The sequence below is a fragment of the Rhizobium sp. SG741 genome (assembly GCF_012275435.1).
In the GTDB taxonomy this organism is placed as follows: domain Bacteria; phylum Pseudomonadota; class Alphaproteobacteria; order Rhizobiales; family Rhizobiaceae; genus Rhizobium; species Rhizobium lusitanum.
Map to the genome: position 1 here is coordinate 397,583 of NZ_JAAZQP010000001.1, position 18,909 is coordinate 416,491.

20 protein-coding genes are annotated in these 18,909 nt (G+C 59.0%); 19 read left to right on the top strand and 1 reads right to left on the bottom strand.

Annotated features, from left to right (window positions below; all coding sequences use genetic code 11):
• Window positions 1–21 precede the first annotated feature (21 nt).
• The 13 genes from FHT29_RS34275 to FHT29_RS02100 all read left to right on the top strand — a co-directional run bounded on the left by FHT29_RS34275 (window position 22) and on the right by FHT29_RS02100 (window position 13,895).
• Complete coding sequence (locus FHT29_RS34275) at window positions 22–498, top strand: terminase small subunit protein (protein WP_348644850.1); 477 nt, start codon at window positions 22–24, stop codon at window positions 496–498.
• Complete coding sequence (locus FHT29_RS02045; RefSeq protein WP_168599063.1) at window positions 476–1,969, top strand: terminase family protein; 1,494 nt, start codon at window positions 476–478, stop codon at window positions 1,967–1,969. Before FHT29_RS34275 ends, FHT29_RS02045 begins: the two co-directional genes overlap by 23 nt.
• Entirely contained in the window at window positions 1,969–3,921 is a 1,953-nt protein-coding gene (locus FHT29_RS02050) for a hypothetical protein (protein WP_168599064.1), read from the top strand. The genes FHT29_RS02045 and FHT29_RS02050 overlap by 1 nt, the downstream gene beginning before the upstream one ends.
• A 130-nt stretch (window positions 3,922–4,051) precedes the next feature.
• Window positions 4,052–4,927 (top strand): hypothetical protein, encoded by an 876-nt coding sequence (locus FHT29_RS02055; protein WP_168599065.1) that lies wholly within the window; start codon window positions 4,052–4,054, stop codon window positions 4,925–4,927.
• A gap of 41 nt (window positions 4,928–4,968) precedes the next feature.
• The gene (locus FHT29_RS02060; RefSeq protein ID WP_168599066.1) at window positions 4,969–6,129 is read left to right on the top strand and encodes a DUF4043 family protein; all 1,161 of its coding nucleotides are present in this window, start codon (window positions 4,969–4,971) and stop codon (window positions 6,127–6,129) included.
• A gap of 62 nt (window positions 6,130–6,191) precedes the next feature.
• Complete coding sequence (locus FHT29_RS02065) at window positions 6,192–6,581, top strand: hypothetical protein (protein WP_168599067.1); 390 nt, start codon at window positions 6,192–6,194, stop codon at window positions 6,579–6,581.
• 11 nt (window positions 6,582–6,592) lie between these two features.
• Window positions 6,593–6,940 carry a hypothetical protein gene (locus tag FHT29_RS02070; RefSeq protein ID WP_168599068.1) on the top strand — a complete coding sequence of 116 codons (348 nt, stop codon included), beginning with the start codon at window positions 6,593–6,595 and terminating at the stop codon, window positions 6,938–6,940.
• Between the two features lie 21 nt (window positions 6,941–6,961).
• Complete coding sequence (locus FHT29_RS02075; RefSeq protein ID WP_168599069.1) at window positions 6,962–7,303, top strand: hypothetical protein; 342 nt, start codon at window positions 6,962–6,964, stop codon at window positions 7,301–7,303.
• Window positions 7,303–8,727 carry a hypothetical protein gene (locus tag FHT29_RS02080; protein ID WP_168599070.1) on the top strand — a complete coding sequence of 475 codons (1,425 nt, stop codon included), beginning with the start codon at window positions 7,303–7,305 and terminating at the stop codon, window positions 8,725–8,727. Before FHT29_RS02075 ends, FHT29_RS02080 begins: the two co-directional genes overlap by 1 nt.
• On the top strand, window positions 8,727–8,888 hold the full coding sequence (locus FHT29_RS02085) for a hypothetical protein (protein ID WP_168599071.1): 162 nt from the start codon (window positions 8,727–8,729) through the stop codon (window positions 8,886–8,888). The genes FHT29_RS02080 and FHT29_RS02085 overlap by 1 nt, the downstream gene beginning before the upstream one ends.
• The gene (locus FHT29_RS02090; protein WP_168599072.1) at window positions 8,888–9,577 is read left to right on the top strand and encodes a hypothetical protein; all 690 of its coding nucleotides are present in this window, start codon (window positions 8,888–8,890) and stop codon (window positions 9,575–9,577) included. The genes FHT29_RS02085 and FHT29_RS02090 overlap by 1 nt, the downstream gene beginning before the upstream one ends.
• Complete coding sequence (locus tag FHT29_RS02095) at window positions 9,577–11,730, top strand: phage tail tip lysozyme (RefSeq protein ID WP_168599073.1); 2,154 nt, start codon at window positions 9,577–9,579, stop codon at window positions 11,728–11,730. The genes FHT29_RS02090 and FHT29_RS02095 overlap by 1 nt, the downstream gene beginning before the upstream one ends.
• The gene (locus FHT29_RS02100; RefSeq protein ID WP_246702972.1) at window positions 11,727–13,895 is read left to right on the top strand and encodes a hypothetical protein; all 2,169 of its coding nucleotides are present in this window, start codon (window positions 11,727–11,729) and stop codon (window positions 13,893–13,895) included. The genes FHT29_RS02095 and FHT29_RS02100 overlap by 4 nt, the downstream gene beginning before the upstream one ends.
• Here the strand turns inward: FHT29_RS02100 and FHT29_RS02105 are convergent.
• Window positions 13,892–14,128: a hypothetical protein gene (locus tag FHT29_RS02105; protein ID WP_168599074.1), complete on the bottom strand. Its 237-nt coding sequence runs from the start codon at window positions 14,126–14,128 to the stop codon at window positions 13,892–13,894. The two genes, FHT29_RS02100 and FHT29_RS02105, sit on opposite strands and share 4 nt — an antisense overlap.
• A 649-nt stretch (window positions 14,129–14,777) precedes the next feature.
• Between FHT29_RS02105 and FHT29_RS02110 the strand changes: the two genes are divergently transcribed.
• From FHT29_RS02110 to FHT29_RS02135, 6 genes are all read left to right on the top strand, one after another.
• Entirely contained in the window at window positions 14,778–15,365 is a 588-nt protein-coding gene (locus tag FHT29_RS02110; RefSeq protein WP_168599075.1) for a phage antirepressor N-terminal domain-containing protein, read from the top strand.
• 70 nt (window positions 15,366–15,435) lie between these two features.
• Window positions 15,436–16,374, top strand: coding sequence for a hypothetical protein (locus FHT29_RS02115; protein WP_168599076.1), 939 nt, complete (start codon window positions 15,436–15,438; stop codon window positions 16,372–16,374).
• Between the two features lie 2 nt (window positions 16,375–16,376).
• Window positions 16,377–16,724: a hypothetical protein gene (locus FHT29_RS02120; RefSeq protein WP_168599077.1), complete on the top strand. Its 348-nt coding sequence runs from the start codon at window positions 16,377–16,379 to the stop codon at window positions 16,722–16,724.
• Window positions 16,721–17,200, top strand: coding sequence for a hypothetical protein (locus FHT29_RS02125; protein WP_168599078.1), 480 nt, complete (start codon window positions 16,721–16,723; stop codon window positions 17,198–17,200). The genes FHT29_RS02120 and FHT29_RS02125 overlap by 4 nt, the downstream gene beginning before the upstream one ends.
• A gap of 16 nt (window positions 17,201–17,216) precedes the next feature.
• Window positions 17,217–18,404 carry a hypothetical protein gene (locus FHT29_RS02130; protein WP_168599079.1) on the top strand — a complete coding sequence of 396 codons (1,188 nt, stop codon included), beginning with the start codon at window positions 17,217–17,219 and terminating at the stop codon, window positions 18,402–18,404.
• Between the two features lie 11 nt (window positions 18,405–18,415).
• Entirely contained in the window at window positions 18,416–18,658 is a 243-nt protein-coding gene (locus FHT29_RS02135) for a hypothetical protein (RefSeq protein WP_168599080.1), read from the top strand.
• The last annotated feature ends 251 nt before the right edge of the window (window positions 18,659–18,909 follow it).

The following is an 18,909-nucleotide window of genomic DNA, read 5'->3' on the forward strand; positions in this document are numbered from 1 at the left end:
TGCGAGAATATTATGCGTAAAATGACAGGCAGACCATCGGAGTTCACAAAAGAGATAGCGGATGGGATTTGTGAGCGCCTCGCAGGTGGGGAGAGCCTCAAATCGATATGCCTCGCCGAGGACATGCCGCATCGGGCAACGGTTTTCAGGTGGTTGGGTGCACACGATAGCTTTCGCGACATGTACGCGCGCGCTCGTGAAGCCCAGGCTGACGCTCTCTTTGACGAGATCCTCGACATCGCCAATACGCCGATCACGGGCGAGAAGACGAAGGTCGACAAGGACGGCAACGTCATCGAAATGACTAAGGCGGATATGATCGAGCATCGCCGCCTGCAGATTGACGCTCGCAAATGGATGGCCGGCAAGCTTCGCCCGAAGGTCTATGGCGACAAGCTCGATATCGATCTGAACAGCAAGGTCAACTTCGTCATCAATGCCAAGCCCATGACAGAGGCCGATTGGCTGAAAGAGCATGGATCAGACGACGATAAGTAGGACGGCGTGGGCTCCTCAGGCTGGCCCACAAACCGCACTTGTCGATTGCCCGTTCCGAGAGGTGTTCTTTGGCGGCGCGCGTGGTGGCGGAAAGACTGATGGCGTTCTTGGCAAGTATGCCATCAAGGCCGCGACGTACCGGTCTGCCTTCAATGCGATCTTCTGCCGGCGTGAGCTACCGATGCTCGACGATGCGATCGAGCGGAGCAAGGAGATATACGGCAAGATCGGCGCCGATTGGAACGAGCAGAAAAAGACGTGGGTGTTTCCTGGAGGCGGCCGTCTTCGTTTTCGACCGCTTGAGCGCGTTCAGGACGCCGACAAGTATCAAGGCCAAAACGTAACCGATGCCTGCGTCGAGGAAGCGGGTCTTTACCCCGACCCGAAGCCGATCGATCGAATGTTCGGTGTCCTGCGTTCCGCGAAAGGCGTTCCGACGCAATTGATCCTGACTGGCAATCCCGGCGGTGCTGGGCAGCACTGGATCAAGCAACGATATATCGACCCTGCGCCAAACGGCATGAAGCTGCTGGCGCGCAAGCTTCCAAACGGCAAGGAGCACCGTTACGTCTTCATCCCGAGCCGGATCGAAGACAACAAGCTCCTGCTTGAGAATGACCCGGATTACATCAACAACCTGTATCTCGTCGGCTCTGACCAACTCGTTAAGGCTTGGCTCTCTGGCGACTGGAACGCGATCGAGGGTGCGTTCTTCGATTGCTGGGACACGCGCAGGCATATTGTGCGACCGTTCGTTCTTCCGGGTGACTGGACGCGTTTTCGATCGATGGACTGGGGCTCTGCCAGGCCGTTCTCCGTTGGTTGGTGGGCAATCGCCAGCGATGACTATCCGACCGAATCCGGCGTCATCCCGCGTGGTGCGATTGTCCGTTATCGCGAATGGTATGGCTGCAAGGCAGGTGAAGCAAACGTTGGTTTGAAGCTGACGGCCGAGGAGGTGGCGCGCGGGATTGCGGAGCGCGAGGGTGCCCGCTTTGATCCGCAGACCAAGAAGATGACCCAGCCGCCGACGGAGAAGTTGTCCTATGGCGTTCTCGATCCCGCTGCCTTCGCCGAAGACGGCGGTCCATCAATCGCCAGCCGCATGATGCGGGAGACGAATTTCAAGGTGATGTTCAAGCCGGCTGACAATGCTCGCGTCGCTCAGCGCGGCGCCATGGGCGGCTGGGACCAGATGCGTGCCAGGCTGAAAGGTGACGGCGAGCGGCCAACACTGTTCGTCTTCTCGACTTGCAAGGATTTCATTCGCACGGTGCCACTGCTGCAGCATGACCCTGACAGGCCGGAAGACTTGGACACCGATGCAGAGGACCACGTGGCCGATGAAGCCCGCTACGGCTGCATGTCCCGACCATTTGTACCGACGAAGACATCCGAACAAGATAAGCCGCGCCAGGATTACAAATCGCGTTCCGACAACGCTGATGCCGGGGATTGGATAACCTACTGATGAATCAAACAGGCTATTCGGCTGGTTCGTCCCCGTCGCAGGGGCCGACCGCCTCGACGCTTCCGCCTGCCCAGTCGTCCGCCAATCACGCGAAGCTGAAGAAGGCGTATCTCGACTACATCGGCTTGAAGAACGAGGAAATCAAAGAGCAGCAGAACGCGCGACGCTACTATCACGGTGCCCAGTATACGGCTGATCAAATCAAGGTTCTCAATAAGCGCAAGCAGCCTGTCGTCACGTACAATCGCATCGGCCGCAAGATCAACAGCCTCGTTGGGCTTCTCGAGCAGCAGAAGCAGGACCCGCGAGGATTCCCGCGAACGCCGAAGCACGAAGAGGGCGCCGAAGTTGCGACCGCTGTGCTCCGGTATGTCTGCGATGAACAGGATTGGCAGACCAAAGCGCTCCTGAGCGGCCAGGATGGCGCTGTCGACGGCCTTGCCGGCGTCGAGATTATCATCGAGCGTGGAGATCGGGGTGACGCCGAGATCGGGATCGAGACGGTTGATGCGGCTTCGTTCTTTTACGATCCGCGCTCTCTGAAGCCGGACTTCTCCGATGCCCGTTACATGGGGGTTGGGAAGTGGGCTGACGAAGAAGCCGCGATCGAGATGTTTCCCGACAAAGCCGCTGAAATCAGCGCCTCGTTGGAAAACGGCTCCGAGCTGACCAGCAATCCGGACAGCGACAGCAAATGGTTTGCGAACGGCGAGACATCGAAGCGTATCCGCATCGTCGACCATTGGTACATCAAAAACGGCGAATGGTTCTGGTGCATCTATACGGGCTCCATGATCCTGGCCGAGGGTCCGTCTTATCTTCGGAACGAGAAGAACAAGACGATCTGCAAATACATCATGTGGTCGGCGGCGATCGATCAGGACGGTGATCGGTACGGCTTCATCCGCAACATGAAGTCCAGCCAGGACGAGGTGAATGCTCGGCGCTCCAAGGGGCTTCATACGCTCAACTCTCGGCGCATCATCGTCGAGAAGGGCGCCGTCGACGATATTGAGCAGACACGACGCGAGGCTGCGCGACCCGATGGAGTAATCGAGGTCGCGCCCGGTGCCACCCCACCAGTCTTCGATGACGCGGCCCGCGGCCAAGAGTTGCAAGGCCAGATGGCATTCCTTGAGGACGCCAAGAACGAGATTGAGAACTACGGTTTCAACCCGGCGCTGATGGGGCAGGGCGTACAGGATATGTCAGGGCGCGCAATTCAGTTGCAGCAGCGTGCCGGCGTTGCCGAGCTTGGGCCTTACCTTTCATCGAATCGTGGCTGGAAGATCCGCGTCTATCGAGCGATCTGGTGCGCCGTTCAGCAGCATTGGACCGGCGAGCGCTGGATCCGCGTCACTGATGATGACAAGGTTGCCCAGTTCTTTGCCGTCAATCAGTTGTCAATCGATCCGCGGACCGGTCAGCCGGCCATCGTGAACGCTCTTGGCTCGCTCGATGTCGACATCATCCTCGACGAAGGTCCGGACAGCGTCAACATGCAGGGCGACGCATACGATACCCTGTCCATCATGGCGCAGAAGGGGATTGCGGTTCCGCCAGAGCTTCTGATCGAGCTTTCTCCGTTGCAAGGGTCGATCAAACAGCGGGCGCTTGCCATTCTTCAGGAAGCCAAGCAGCAGGCCGCACAGCCTAACCCTCTCGCTGTTGCCCAGGCGCAAGCTGAATTGCAACAGACGCAGGCCGGTGCGCAGTTGAAGCATGCACAGGCCGCCAAGGCCATGTCTGAGGCGAACAACCCGACGCAGCCGGATGCTCCGAATGACCTTGATGTCGTCCGTAGCGTCGCCGAGATCCGCAATACCAACGCGCAGACGGCGAAAACGCTCGCTGACGCGCGAAAATCGAATGTCGAGGCAGAATTGAAGCCAATGCAAGCGGCGAATGAAGCCGCACGGACGCGTCAGCAGGCTCAAGCCAACCTCACATAGGAGCCGCCATCCTAAAGGGCGATCATCGGGCGCTGATCCGCATTCAGCAGAGTGCCGCCGACTTCATGGGCGATAGCCGCCGCCAGGCTCAAGGGCGATCCGTGAAAACTCCCACGAATTGGAGACTACAATGGCCGTAAACTCGGAATTGAATGAGCTGTTGTCCGATAGCGCTCCGGCGCCTGAGATCACAGCAGATGCACCAGCACCAGTAACTGAACAGACAGCCGTAGCCCGCGACGATCATGGTCGCTTCGCCACCAAGACGCCGGAAGAAACGCCGGCTCCTGTTGTCGAGCAGCCAACCGCCGCGGCGCCGACCGAACAGCAGCCGAATCCCGGCAATGTTCCAGTCGGCGCCGTGAAGGCTGAACGCGAAAAGCGGCAGGCAGCAGAGGCAGACGCCGAAGCTCTTCGCCGCGAAATCGCGGAACTTCGCGGGATGGTCATTGCGCGGCAGCGACCAGCGTCGCAGCCACAGCAGGAAGAGCGCCCGATCGCCCTTTGGGATGATCCCGACGCCTATCTGCAAAATCAGCTCACGCCGTTCCAGCAGCAGATGCAGGAAATGCGTGAAGAGCTGTGGGAATCGAAAGCTGCAGCTGTGCACACGCCTGATGCCGTGCAAGCGGCCAAGGCAGCGGCAGAAAAGCTGTTCGGCACTCCGGAAGGGAAGGTTCTGCATCAGCAGATTACTTCCGCCGGCGGCAATCCCTTCGACAATCTGGTGAAGTGGCACAAGCAGCAGCAAGCGATTGCTCGGGTTGGAGACGACCCGGATGCATTCGTTCAAGCTGAACTTGAAAGGCGTCTCGCTGACCCCGCCGAACAGGCGAAGATCCTCGAACGCGTCCGCTCTGGTGCAGCATCCAGTTCGACTTCGGCCCAGCCCGTCACAAGCCTTCCGCCGTCTCTCAGTCGCCTTCCGTCCGGTGGCAACACCGCTGCGGACAACGACATGAGCGACAGCGCGCTATTCAGCCACGCAACCAGCGGCAAGCGGTAACGCCCTGCGAGGCGCCGCGCCCGTCTTGAAAGGATCATCCCATGGCCGTCTCTACGGTTCAGGACAACAATAAACTTGTCCAGTACACCAAGGAAATCAACCGCGAGTTCGTTCGCGAAAACCTGTTCTCTCCCTATATGGGCGCGGATCTAACCGCTATCATCCGCATCCGCCAGGAGCTGAAGAACGGCGGCGAGCAGATGAACATCCCGATGGTCACCAAGCTTCGCGGCAAAGGACGCGGCTCGGGTACGCTCGTTGGCAATGAAGACAAGATCGATAACTACGGCATGCGTCTGTGGATCGATTGGGCGCGCAATGCCGTCACCATGAAGAAGAACGAGATCCAGAAGGACTCGGCCGATCTGTTTGGCGAAGCGAAGCCGCTACTCTCGGACTGGGGCAAGGAGCGTCAGCGCGACGACCTGATTGCTGCCTTCATGGCTCTTCCCGCGGAAATCGCTCCCGTGGGACTCGGTTCCGACGACGGCAACACCGTCAACGGCATCAGCTACGAGGCCGCGACGGCTGCCCAGCGCAATACCTGGAACCAGGATAACAGCGACCGCATCCTCTACGGCAATGCGATTGCGAACTACAATGCCACCCACGCCACGGCGCTGGCCAACATCACCACGGCAGCCGGCAAGTCCAGCGCGGCGTCGCTCACCTTGGCGAAGCGCATGGCTGAAAACGCGGTGCCGGCAATCCGGCCGTACAAAACTGCGGACGGCTATCAATGGTACGTCTATTTCTGCGGTTCGAATGAGTTCCGTGACCTGCAGAATGACGCCGACATCAAGACGGCGAACACGAATGCTCGCGCCCGCGAAGGCAATGGCATCGACAAGAACCCGCTCTTTGTCGACGGCGACCTTCTCTATGATGGCATCATCATCCGGAAGGTGCCGGAAATCACCCTGTACGTTACGCAGGTTTGGACCTCACTTCAGACGGCCGGCAACTCCAACACTCGCATTGAACCCGGCTTTCTCTGTGGTCAACAGGCGGCAGTCCTTGGTTGGGGCCAGATGGCAAAGCCAACCTTCCGCAAGGAAGATGATTACGGCTTCATTCAGGGCGTCGGCACCGAGATGGCCTACGGCGCAGCGAAGATGTTCAAGAAGCATCCGATGGACGGCACGGCACTGAAGCAGTGGGGCGTCGTCACCAAGTTCAGCAGCGCCGCGCAGGACTCTTGATGAACGGCTAGGGCGGCTTTTGTCGCCCATTTCCCTTCCCTCACTCATGAAAGGGCACGACGATGCCTCTCAATGCCAACACCACGGCGCGTGACGCCGGCTTTCAGAATGTCCAGTACTACCGCAAGCGCATCCAGTTTTCAGATGGCGTTCTGACGTGGAAATTCAAGATTCCGGCTGGTGCCATCATCCTGGCGCCTCTCTCGGGCGTTGACGTGCAGACGGTTTTCAATGCCGGCACCAACAATCGCGTCCAGATCGGCGATGCCAGCAACGCATCCAAGTACGGCCTAAACGTATCCTTGGCAGCACTGGGCTTCGCGCCGATGGCCGTTGCGGTCGGCCATAAGGTCACGGTCGACACGGATATCGTGTTCGCCGTCGACAACAGCGGTACGGCAGCGACAACCGGCGACGCTGAGCTCGTCCTTGCCTACATCCCGGCCAACTGAGGGGCGCGACGATGGTAAAGGTCAAATATCTGCCGGAAGCCGGCACCCCCGACGATACCGAGACGCTGAACCACAAATTCAGCGCTCGGCGCGCAACCGATGTCACCGATGAAGCGGTTTTGACGATTCTTCGGGGCAACCCGTTCTTCCAGGTTCTGGATGACGGAAAGGCACCCCCGAGGGCGATCCCGCAAGCTCCTCAGAATGAAGAGCCGCTGATCGCCATTGAGCAGGAAGACGGTACATTCGCCATCATGCAGGGCAGCGCGCTGCTTAATCACGTGGCGCTGTCAAAGGAAGAGGCCGACGCATTCAACGCTCTGTCCGATGAGGACAAGGCCGAATACATCGCATCCTGATCTGAAACGGAGCGTGGCGAGATGAAGACGAGACAAGACCTGATTCTTGCCACGCTCAAGCTTCTGCAGGCTGACGGCGGCATAGGACAGAGCCCAGCGCCTGAGAATGTCCAGGATATCGACGGCATCATCGACGGAAAGCTCGAGGAGCTTAACGATCGCGAGATTTATGGCGCGAACGATCCCAACGAGTTTGAGGACAAGTTCATCAATCCGCTTGCGACGATCCTTGCGAACGAGGCCGCTCCTACCTTCGGGCAGCCGCGCAACGAGGCGTCCAATCTGGCAGCCGAAAGCACTTTGCGCCAGCTTCGCAACTCGACATATGTTCGCGGCTCAGTCCTGCCGGTGGAATATTTCTGATGGCTGACATCATCTTCCCGACCAGCACGGAGCCAGGTGCGCGCCCGGGCGAAGGTTCCGGCCGTCTGATCAACTGCTATGCCGAGCCGCTCGAGCAGGGATCACGCAACAGCTTCGCTCGCCGCCGCGCCCCAGGTCTTTCGCCAGTTGCGACCACGGCGCATAACAGTTGCCGCGGCTTCCACTTCTATAACGGCGATCTGTTCGTCGCTCAGGCCGATCAACTGACGCGGGTTAATTTCGTCTCTGGCGCCTTCGTCGTGACCGATATCGGCGCTCTGAGCGGCACAAAGCGCGTGACGTTTGCGCGGAATAACAAAGCCCCGATACCGGATATTGTCTGCGTTACCGAGAACGGCGCCTTCATCGTCACGCGGGATGCTCCGCCGCTAGCATATGCGGATGGTGACCTGCCGCAGCCGATCAGCGTGACGTTCATCGATGGCTATTTCATCTTCCCGATCCGCGACGGCCGTTATTTCGTTTCGGCACTCAATGATACCGCTGTCAACGCACTCGATTTTGGCAAGGCCGAAAGCCATCCCGGTGGATTGCTGAACGCCTTCGGTTTCGGCGAGCAGCTTGTGCTTTTCGGGCCATCTGGAATGGAGTTCTGGCAGAACGCCGGTAACGCCACCGGTACGCCGTTCTCGCGCGCCGCCGTGTTTTCGAAGGGCTTGGCCGATACCTACGCCGTCGCAGGCAATGAAGACGGTTTCTCGAGCCTGATTTTCGTCGGTGACGACAATGGTGTCTATCGCCTCGATGGTGGCTACCAGCCCACTAAGATTTCCGGCTCGGATCTGGATCGCTTGATCGAGGCCGTCGCGGACAAGTCGACGATCGATGTCACCGTAGCAGTCACCTCGGGCCATATGTGGGCAACAGTGACCGGCCCGACGTTCTCGTGGACCTATGAGCTTGCAACCGGCTTCTGGCATGAGCGCGCCAGCTATCTCAATGACCATTGGCGTGGCGTCTGTTCGGTCAAGGCATTCAATGGATGGGTGATCGGAGACCGTACGACAGGGGACGTTTGGAAGCTCGACCCGAACTATGCCAAGGAAGGCAGCAAGCCGCTCGTCTTGAGCGCAATTTCCCTTCCCACGGCGAATTTTCCCGATCGGATCGCCATCCCACGAGCCGACTTCGATATGATCGTTGGACAGGGCCTCGTTGCCGGTGATGAGCCGATCGAGACGGATCCGGTTTGCATGATTTCGTGGTCGGATGACGGCGGCAACTCGTTTGGAACGCCGCTGCAGCGTCCGATTGGTCGTCTGGCAACTCATAGAACGCCCGTCGTCATCAATCGCGCCGGTATGTCGAGCCGATATGGCCGCGTCTGGCGCATCGACGTTTCCGACCCTGTCTATGTGTCGATCTTGGGCGGCTTGCAGCAGGCGACGCCGGTTTCGAACTGATGGCTTCCACACTCTCACCACTGCCGCAACTGCCGGTGCCAACCGAGCGGATTGCAGACCCGCAGACAGGCCGCGTCAATCAGAACTGGTATCAGTACCTGAAGGCGCTCGACCAACACATTCGCGAAGTTGAAAAGCGCCTAGCGGCCGGAGGTTTATAATGGGATTTCTCGACGCTCTGACCGGCAGCAACATTGGGAAAGCGACAAAAGCTGCGATCGGGCAGAACGGCGTTTTGCTCAACAACTTCCAGAACGCAGGCAATAGCATTATTGACACCGGCGAGCAGAAGTCTGCAGCCGCTCTCGATCAAGCCTCAAGCAATTACGATCCGTATCTGGCTGCAGGCAAGAGTGCTACGAACATGTATTCCGACGCGCTCGGCCTGAACGGCGCAGATGGGAATGCAGCGGCAACCGGCGCCTTCCAAGCCGGCCCTGGCTATCAATTCTCGCTCGACCAGGGCACGCAGGCAGCGCTTCGCGGCGCATCGGCGGCCGGCATGCTCAATTCGGGCAACACGCTGACGGCGCTTTCGCAATTTGGCACCGGGCTTGCCAATCAGGAATATGGAAGCTGGCTTGATCGGCTCAACGGCCTATCCGGTCAAGGCCTTACTGCGGCCAACGGTGCATCCGGCGTGCTTGGAAACAAGGCAGCCCTGTATCAGGGGACTGCTGATGATCGCCTCGGGCTCACGAGCTCCGTCACTCAAGGTCAAATGGGCCTCAACAACGATCTGGCAGCCGTCAAAGAGCAGCAAGCGCAGAACAGCAATTCATTCCTCGGCAAGCTCGTCGGGGGAGGCATCAGCCTCGGTACCAAGGCACTTACGGGAGGTCTGTTCTGATGGCGATCGCAAGTCTCCGCGTTCCGATTACCCAGCTCCCGGCCGCAAATACCTCGTGGCTCGATACCCTGACGAACTCCCTTGGCAGCGCGATCGATACCGCCGCTCAGAACAAGGCATTCGAGCAGAACGTCATTCCCGCCATCACCGGCACGCCCGCACCCCAGCAGCAACCCGGCTTTCTCGGTCGCTTGTTCGGCGGCAACCGCATTCCCGCGCCTGCGGCTCAACAGCAGGTCGCGGCCACCAACCCGGCGCCGGTGCAGGGAAGCGTCGCCACCGGCACGCCGAACGAAATCCAGAACCAATTCATCGGCACGGTGCGCAGCGGTGGCCTGACGAACCCTTATGGTCTGGCAGCAGTTGCCGCGACCGGACGCGCCGAAAGCTCTTGGGACCCTTCGAAGGTGAATGCTGCCTGGGCCGATCCGTCGCAGAGCGGTCAGGCAGGCACCGCCGGCGGCATTTTGTCCTGGCGCAATGAGCGGCTTGCCAATCTGCGGAACTTTGCGCAGTCGCAGGGCGCCGATGCGTCCAACATCAGCCCGGAACTGCAGGCGAAATTCTTCCTTCAGGAAGATCCGACGCTCATCCAGCGCCTGAACGCCGCCAAGAGCCCGCAGGAAGCTGCAAGCATCATGGCGAACGCTTGGAAGTTTGCCGGGTATGATCAACCGGGCGGTGAAGCTGCAAAGCGCGCTGCTTTGACGCAGAATTACTATGCCCAGCAATTCGCCAATGCGCAGCCGCAGGCAGCAGCGCCAGCCGGTCCGACACAGGTTGCGAGTCTTGATCCGTCAATCGGTCTGCCGATGCCGAGAGCAGGGGCGGAGATGCGCGCCAGCAACCCAGCTCCGCAGGCAGCAACGACCGCAGCCAATTTTAATCCTGCCACGGCGACGCCTGCCCAGTTGAATGCCGCGCTCGGCCCTAGCCAAGCCCCACAGTCCGGGTATGTCGACCCGACCGTAACGACGGCCTATCGCCAGACGCCGCTCGCCGCAGGAAGCGGCCCGGTCAATCCCCCGGTGCCGTCTGCCACGGTACCCGCCACAACCGCTCCGGCGCTGAACGTTGGCCCAGATGTGATCGCCGCTGCTCAGCCGGCAACCCGGCAGAACGTCGCAAACGATCAGATCGCCGCCATGGTGCGCAATCCCTACACCCGGGAGGTTGGCTTGCAGCTATGGCAGCAGGTTTTGACAGGCAAGACGGCACAGCCCTGGTCCTTCGTGAAGCTCGACGACGGTACTCTTGCCCGGGCGAACCAGTCCACCGGCGAAGTTCAGAGCCTCGGCAAGTTTGCCAGCTCGAAGAAGGAACTTCTCAGCAACGGGAAGGGCGCCTTCTATGACGCCGGCAGTGGGCAGTGGATCACGCCGCCTTCCGGTGCCGGATCGAACCCTGACAACTTCTACGGCACGCTCATCAAGGGCTACGACAGCAACGGAAATCCGGCATTCTTCCAACCTGGCAAGGACGGATCCGCCAACAAGGTGCCGTTGCCGGCCGACTTCAAGCCGGAGAACCGTTTCGAGAAGATCGACCTCGGGACGTCATGGTTGATCAAGGATACGACGAATGGCACATCTCAGGAAATTCCCAAGGATGTGCAGGGCGAGGCGTATCAGAAAAAGTTAGGAACGGACACCGGCGAACAGGCAGCCGGTAAGGTAGCGGCCGGCTCGTCGCTCGGGAGCACACTTTCTAGCCTCGATCGCTTGGATGCGGCCGCCAACGATCTGGCGACTGATCATGACCTTGGCCGCGTTACCGGATGGTCTGGCATCCTGCCGAACGTTCCAGGCGGCAAAGGCGCCAGTGTCCAGGCACGCTTGAACACGCTCAAATCGCAGATCGGTTTCAGTGTCTTGCAAGCCATGCGCGATGCATCGAAGACAGGCGGCGCGCTCGGCGCCATCTCCGACAAGGAAAACGAGCTGTTGCAGAACAACCTTGCGTCGCTCAATCAGGCGCAAAGCGAAGACGACTTGCGCACGCAGCTCGGCAAGATCCGCGAGTATGTTGCCGGCGCGAAAATGCGGCTCTCAGGTGCCTACAAGCAGATGTACGGTGAAGACTATTCCGCTCCGTCTGCGGCGCCTGCTGGCAACACGACTTCCTCCGGTGTGAAGTGGAGCATTGAAAAATGAGCGTTCTGAACATCGGTGGCCAGAGGATCACTGTGGACGACAGCTTTGAGAAGCTGCCACCGGATCAGCAGCAGGCAACAGTCGAAGAAATCGCCAAGACGCTCGGCGGTCAGGGCTCGACACCGGCCCCTCAGCAGGACAATAGCGCTGTCATTCCCGGCAAAACCGACACTGGTGTCGGACGCCTGATCAGCGGAGCGCCGGCGGACACGCGCGACAGTCTTGCCGGCCGCGTAGACGCCTTCGGCCGCGGTGCAGCAGATACGCTCTCGCTCGGCCTTGCAGATGAAATCGCGGCGCAGATGAAGAGCGGCCCGCTCTCGCTCCAGACGAAGCCGGATGACTATTATAGCTCCGGCCTCTATGCCGGCTCTTGGAACCCTTTGGGCACGGTCGCTCGTACGCTCGATGCACCATTTGCATCGGACACCAAGAACGCCGACTACGACAAAGCGCTTGCGGCAGAACGTGCCGTCAATGCGTCAGACGAGCAGAATCGCGGCGGCTATCGTCTTGCTGGCCAGATCACCGGCGGTGTCGTTGGCGGCGCTGGGCTGGCAAAGAGCGGTCTTTCTCTCACAGCGAATGCCGTCAATCGTGGGGCGAGCCTTGGACGCGTCGCGGCTGCAGGCGCCGGCGAGGGTGGGGCGCTGGGAGCGGCACAGGGATTCGGAAGCGGAGAGGGTGGATTTCTCAATCGTCTGCAAAGCGGGGGTATTGGTGGACTGGTAGGGCTGGGCACGGGCGCCGTGGCTCCGTACGTCACCGCCGGCGCGGGCTCGTTCCTTCGTTCGCTTTTGGCACCGATCACTTCCCGCCTGAATCCTACGCCCGCGGCAAACCGCGCTCTCGGGGCCGCGATGCAGCGGGCTGGCGTGACGGCCGACGATGTGGCGAATTCGATTCAGTCAGCGATCGACGATGGACAGCAAGGGTACGCCGTCGCCGACGCCATTGGAAATGCAGGCCAACGAATGCTCTCTTCTGTGGCTCGTACGCCGAACGATGCCCGCCAGGAAGTCGTTAACCAGCTCCTGACCCGCCAGGCAGGGCAGGGCGAACGGCTTTCGAACGCCATCGCCGAGGGTTTCGCCGCTCCAGATACGGCCGCCCAGCGTGCGGGAGCGTTGACCGGGGCACGCGATGCTGAAGCCAACCTGCTCTATGGCGCTGCGCGTCGTGATGCCGGTGCCGTCAATGTGTCGCCGGTTCTCGATACGATCGACCAAACTCTTTCTCCCGGCGCCAATCAGGTCGTAAACCCTCGCGACCACATCGGTTACGATACAATCGAGGGCGCGCTTGCCCGGGTCCGGAACATGCTTTCTGATGGGAATTCACAGGTTACGGACTTCAACACCTTGTTCCGTGCCAAGATGGACGTCGACGATATGATCCAGCGCGCCACGAACCAGGGAGCAAACTGGCGTGCGAATGCACTCGGGCAGGTCCAGCGCCAGATCAACAACGCGCTTGCGGATGCATCGCCTTCTTACCGGCAGGCCGCGGCCAACTATGCCGAGCGCAGCGGCGTAATAGATGCCGTCGATGCCGGTACCGCGGCCGCTTCCGGTCGAACTCGCGCCGCCGACAACATCGCTGGTTTCAACGCGATGACTCCCGATCAGCAGCAGGCATTTCGCGCCGGCTATGCCGATCCGCTAGTGACCCGCGTTGAAGCTGCTGCTTCGTCGCCGACCACGAACAAGGCGCGGATGCTTATGACGCCGAAGTATGAGAGCGAGTTTCCGTCGTTTGCCGCTCCCGGGATGGGCGATCAGCTAGTAAACAGGGTGACGCGAGAGCAACGCATGTTCGAAACGATGAATCAGGCGATCGGGGGCTCACGCACTGCGGATAATCTAGCGGACATGTCGGACATCGCGAACTTCGATCCGGCCGTGCTGACTAATCTCTTCAGCGGAAACCTCAAGACTGCTGCGGTGCAGGCTGCAGTGCGAGTTCTGAACGAAGGGAAGGGCATGCCGCCGCGCGTCATCGAGCGCATTGGGCGTGGTCTAATGGAAACAGATCCTCAGTCTGCTCGCAACCTGCTGACCGTTGCATCAAGCAAGGTGACGTCCGATACCGCGAAACGCGGATTGGCAACAGCGATTCTGAACAATCTCATTTCGACGGGACCCGGACGAGCTGTCGGGAACTAAATTCTTGGCCGCTTCTGTTTCCAGGACTCGGGAACCTTGTTGCCAGTGACCTCGATCGCCCAAGCCGCCAAAACGCCACCCGCGCCCACGCCGCCAAGGAACGATGGCCAACTCAATTGCCCCGTGAACAGATTGACGCCGATCACCGCCAAAATGATCGGAAACACCCAGCGCCACGGGCCTGGCGTCCGGTCAATCTTCGGCTCTTGTGGATCGTGGTCGATGGTTTGCATGCCCGCACATTACACGAACGGCGCGAGATGAAAACAGGCCATGTGCTCCCCTTGGCGACGCTTATGGCCCTTTATCGTCTGCGGTGACCGTAATGATATGGGTAATGGTAGGTGCCGCCACGATGTTTCGCGTAGCAGCTCGCCCGTTTGCAATGGCCGGTGGCCCAGCCGTTGTGCGGACGAGTGTCGCGATACCGAGCCTCTGCGGCGGAAATGCTGAAAGCTAGGGTGCAAAGCGCAATTACCAAAATCTTCATGGCTGCTCTCCGTTAAAGGCGAGAACATGGATAGTATTTTTCTCGTTAAAGGCGAGTTAGCAAAGGCGGTTCTTCGGGGCGCGTTTTTTAGCGGAGCCAAAATGGACCGGCTGCGCGAACGGATACGGAACACGACTTAGTCCTGTGGGCTTGTGGAATTTTGTGGAACGACTGCCACTGAAGCATGTGAATGAACAAGATTAGTGTCCTTTAGATATTGCACCCGGACACTGAATTCTGTCACAGAATAGAAGATTCGCTTAGCGGCGAATGGCCGTGGCGCTAAACACGGCGGGGCGGAAGGCACTGGATTGGACCCCCATGCTGCCGACCGCCCCATTCCATAGGTCCTCTGACTGTTAGCGCAGCCAGATAACACGGAGTCCCATAACATGGGCAATATCGTAACTGTCAACTTCCGTGGGGATGATCTCTACGGTTTTGAGAATAACGACGGCATTTTTGTTGCACTTAAGCCGATCGTCGAAGGTATGGGGATGGACTGGTCCGCGCAGTTGAAGCGCGTGAAACGTGATCAGATCCTGTTTGAAGGTATGGCCATCATGGCCACACCTTTCGGTCGTGGCGGCGATCAGGAGGCCATTTGCCTCAAGCTTGAGCTGGTGAACGGATGGCTGTTCACAATTGACACCTCTCGCATCAGCAATGAGGAGGTCCGTGAAAAGGTCATTCTGTACAAGCGGGAATGCTATGCCGTCCTCGCGAAGCATTTTTCCACGAAGGATGCCACGCTTTCCGCCGTTAAGGATGGCGAGAGTATCGATGACGCGCAGGAGAATGAAAGCGTCAAGCTACGGCTTGTGAATGAAAGCCGTCAGGTGTTCGGAACGCAGGCGGCAGCACAGCTCTGGTTTCGCCTCGGTCTTCCTGTCGTGCCAGCAATGTTGCACGACCCCCGGCAGCTCAATCTCCTTGATTACAGTGCGGTCAAGGCTGCGCCGGAGTCTCACGCGGCCTGATCCGCTACTTTTTCGTTCTGAATAACAATCAGGCGGTTCTCTGGAGCCGCCTTTTTCTATGGAGAAACGAATGGCCGGTTTCTGGAACCAGTCGAATACCCAGATCCATGACGCCAATGGCAAGCCGTTCATCGGTGCCCGGGCGTATTTCTATAAGGGTGGGACGTCGACGCCTATCACCGTCTACAAGTCGTATTCGCTCGGGTCGATCAACGCGCATCCGAACCCCGTGCAGACGGATGGAAATGGCTATTTCCCGCCGGTGTTCTTCGATGAAGCGGATGGTTTCTATCGAGAGCGCCTGACGAGCGCGCAGGGCGTCATCATCTATGACGTCGACGGGCTGCCGATCATCGGCCCTTCGACGGGAGGCGGCGGTGGCGGCGATACGCCAGTCGATCCCAGTTCCGTGCTGATCACCGGCGACATGATCATGGGCTATGGGTCTGGGACTCGAACAGGCTTCGTCCGCGCTAACGCGCGCACGATCGGCAATGCCATCTCCGGAGCGTCGGAGCGCGCAAATTCTGACGCTCAAGCCCTGTTCTCCTGGCTCTGGAATGCCGATCCTAACCTGACGGTAGTGGGCGGCCGCGGCGCGAATGCTCTGGCGGATTGGAATGCCAACAAACAGATGACGCTTCCAGATTGGCGGGGCAGAGCGATCGTTGGCACCGATGTCATGGGCAATATTGCGGCCAATATTATCCCGGGAGCCGGCCTTGGCTGGGCCGGAGGCGAGGCTGCGCATACCTTGTCCGTCGGCGAAATGCCCAACCATGCGCATCCGCTCTCAGATCCTGGGCATATCCATGATTGGGGCAACAGAGCGCAGCCGTTCCCGATCACGCCAGGTAACTTTGGCGGCTTTTCACAGGGCGGCCCGGACCCTAGCGGCCTCAAGGTTCAGAATGCCTATACGGGCATCACCATGGGTGCGATCGGCGGTGGAGCGGCGCATAACAATATCCAGCCCTCTCGGGCTCTCACCATCTACATAAGGCTTTGACGATGTATGAAGCAAAGTTTGCTCCGGTGTCGAACCGCGCCGATTGGTTCGGCACGATCGAGCTCGTCGACGACGATACGAACGAAGTTCTCACCGATCTGGATGGCCTTTCCGTTCATTTGGAGGTTCGGGCGCGCGAACCGCGCTGTCGGATTCTTTCGGCTACGACTGAAGATGGTCATATCGAGCTGATCACCGGTGGCATCATCCAATGGCATTTCACGGCCGATGAAATGCGCCGTTTGGCCCCCGGCACCTACGAGACCGGCATTACCATCACGCGAGACGATATCACTGAGCAGGAGCTTGTTGGCTCGCTGCCCATCATCGACGGGATTGTCAGAACATGAGCCAAACCAGTTTGCGCCTTCGCGTCGTGCCGCGATATCCAGCTCGGATAACGGCTACCAATGGCATTTCAGCAACCCGCGACGGCGTAGATCTTATTGTCTCGTCGGACTATGGCAATCTGGTGCAGGTGCCGTCCGTTACCAATCCCGACAAGACATTTTTCCTCGCGTGGGACTCCGATATCGACAATTACCAGTCGGTTTCGTTCACCAACATCATCAACAACATCCAAGACGCCATTATCGGCCCTCCCTTGGCAGCCATCGACGCGGTCAACCCGGGCGCCGATCAGGTCATCTATTTTACAGGTGTTGGTGAGGCGGCAAGTTTCACGGTCTCTGCCTTCATGCGCAGCATCTTGAACGCGACCGACGCGTCAACGTTCTTTGGAATGCTCGTCGACGGACTTCCAACAACGCTGCCAGCCTCTTCTGGGATCTGGTGGAACAACGGTGGCGTTATCAGCCAAAGTTAATGATAAGGATATTCCAATGAAGATTCTCCACCTTTTGACGGGGATGGCGCTTGCGTTGTCATTGTCTTTACCCGCTGCCGCTCAGCAATACCCATCTCCGACGTTCAACAATTTCGCCGGCACCACGATGCGCCTTGGTACGCCTCAAACATCCGTCGGGCAGCTCGGGCAGATCACGGCGCCTTATACGTCTAGTGGTCTCAACACGACCAAGGACATATTTCGAGTGCAGGTGGGACCTGTCGATCCGACGTTCGAGGTGGGGCAGCAAAGCGCCTCCACTTCGGCCATGACGTGCGCTCTGGCGACACCTGCAGGTAGCTACAGCGGTGTGGCAACATGGCCCGATGCCTGCGGAGCATTCTATGGCGTCAGCTACAATACGAACAAATCAACGGTCGCGATCTATTCGCTCGGCGCCATCGGCGCGACGAACGGATTTGCCGAAGGGATCAATTCCAGCACGGTAAACTGCGCCGGCACATCGTGCACGGGGACAACTGGCCTTGATTTCCGGATCATGTACACGGCCGAATTCGACACAAACGTCTATTCGAAGTCCGGCGCCGCGCCGGCTGGTGATGCTGCGGGCGTGGTCTCCATTCTCAATGCGACCATTCAAAATACCGGTTCGCTATCGGCTTATTTGACGTCGCATACGCCTGGCATGGCGCAATGGAAGACCGCATTCGCTTCGAACCATGGCGATGCAGCGATTGGTATTTCCCTTGGTGCTGTGGCGAGCACACCAACCTCCAATTCGCAGCCGATTAATTTGACCGCTTTGGACAGCAGTGGAAATCCGCAGCTCGGCAAAATGTTCACTGATAGCCTCGGCACTCTCAATTTGCAGGTTCCGAACACAACTCTGCAGCTAGCGCAAACCTATCCCTATATGACACTGAACCAAACGGTCGTCGGAGCAGCCGGGGCGAAGTTCGTCAATGCGTCGACCAACTCATCGGCGAATGAGAATCTGATCGTTCAATCCGGTAGTTACTATGGGGTCCTGCAAACGCTGAGCACTGGCGCGTTCAGCATTCAGACCAGCCCGGCGACAAATCTGCAACTTGTACCTGGCACCGGCGCCTATGTTGTGCTTGGCGGAAAGAACACCATTGTCAGCGCATGGCCGACCAGTTGCTCAGGCCTTGTGTCCGGATCGCTCTACAGCAATTCCGGCGTGATCAACGTGTGCCCGTAAAGGATCGATCGATGAAAAAGTTTCTCCTTGCGACTGCAATCAGCCTTGGTGCCTGCTCGGCTTTTGCCCAACAGGGGCCGTCCCAACAGGAAATCGTGGCGAGTTGCAACGTCCAGGTAGGCCAGGCGCTCACGGCTCTGGGGCAGTCGCAACAGCAGATTATCGCCTTGCAGGCGCAAATTGCCGACCTCCAAAAGCAGATCGCCGATCTGAAGAGTGATCAAGACAAAAAAACAGAACTTCCTAAGCAATAGGCTCATCTGGCGTTCTGAGGGCCAACATTCCTGAAAATCAGAGATGATCCAATGCGATCCTTCGGATCGGCGCCGCTCCAATTTTACGCAAAGCCTCGAACCACAGCTTTCACGAACTGAAAGCGATGGAAGCCTTCCTTAGCTCAAGAAATTTGCTGGCCTACCGCTTTAGTCGTAGTTCAAATCCACTGGTGCCTTGCCCGAGGGTGAGCAGCAATCCCACTTAGGCGGTTCTTCGGAGCCGCCTTTTT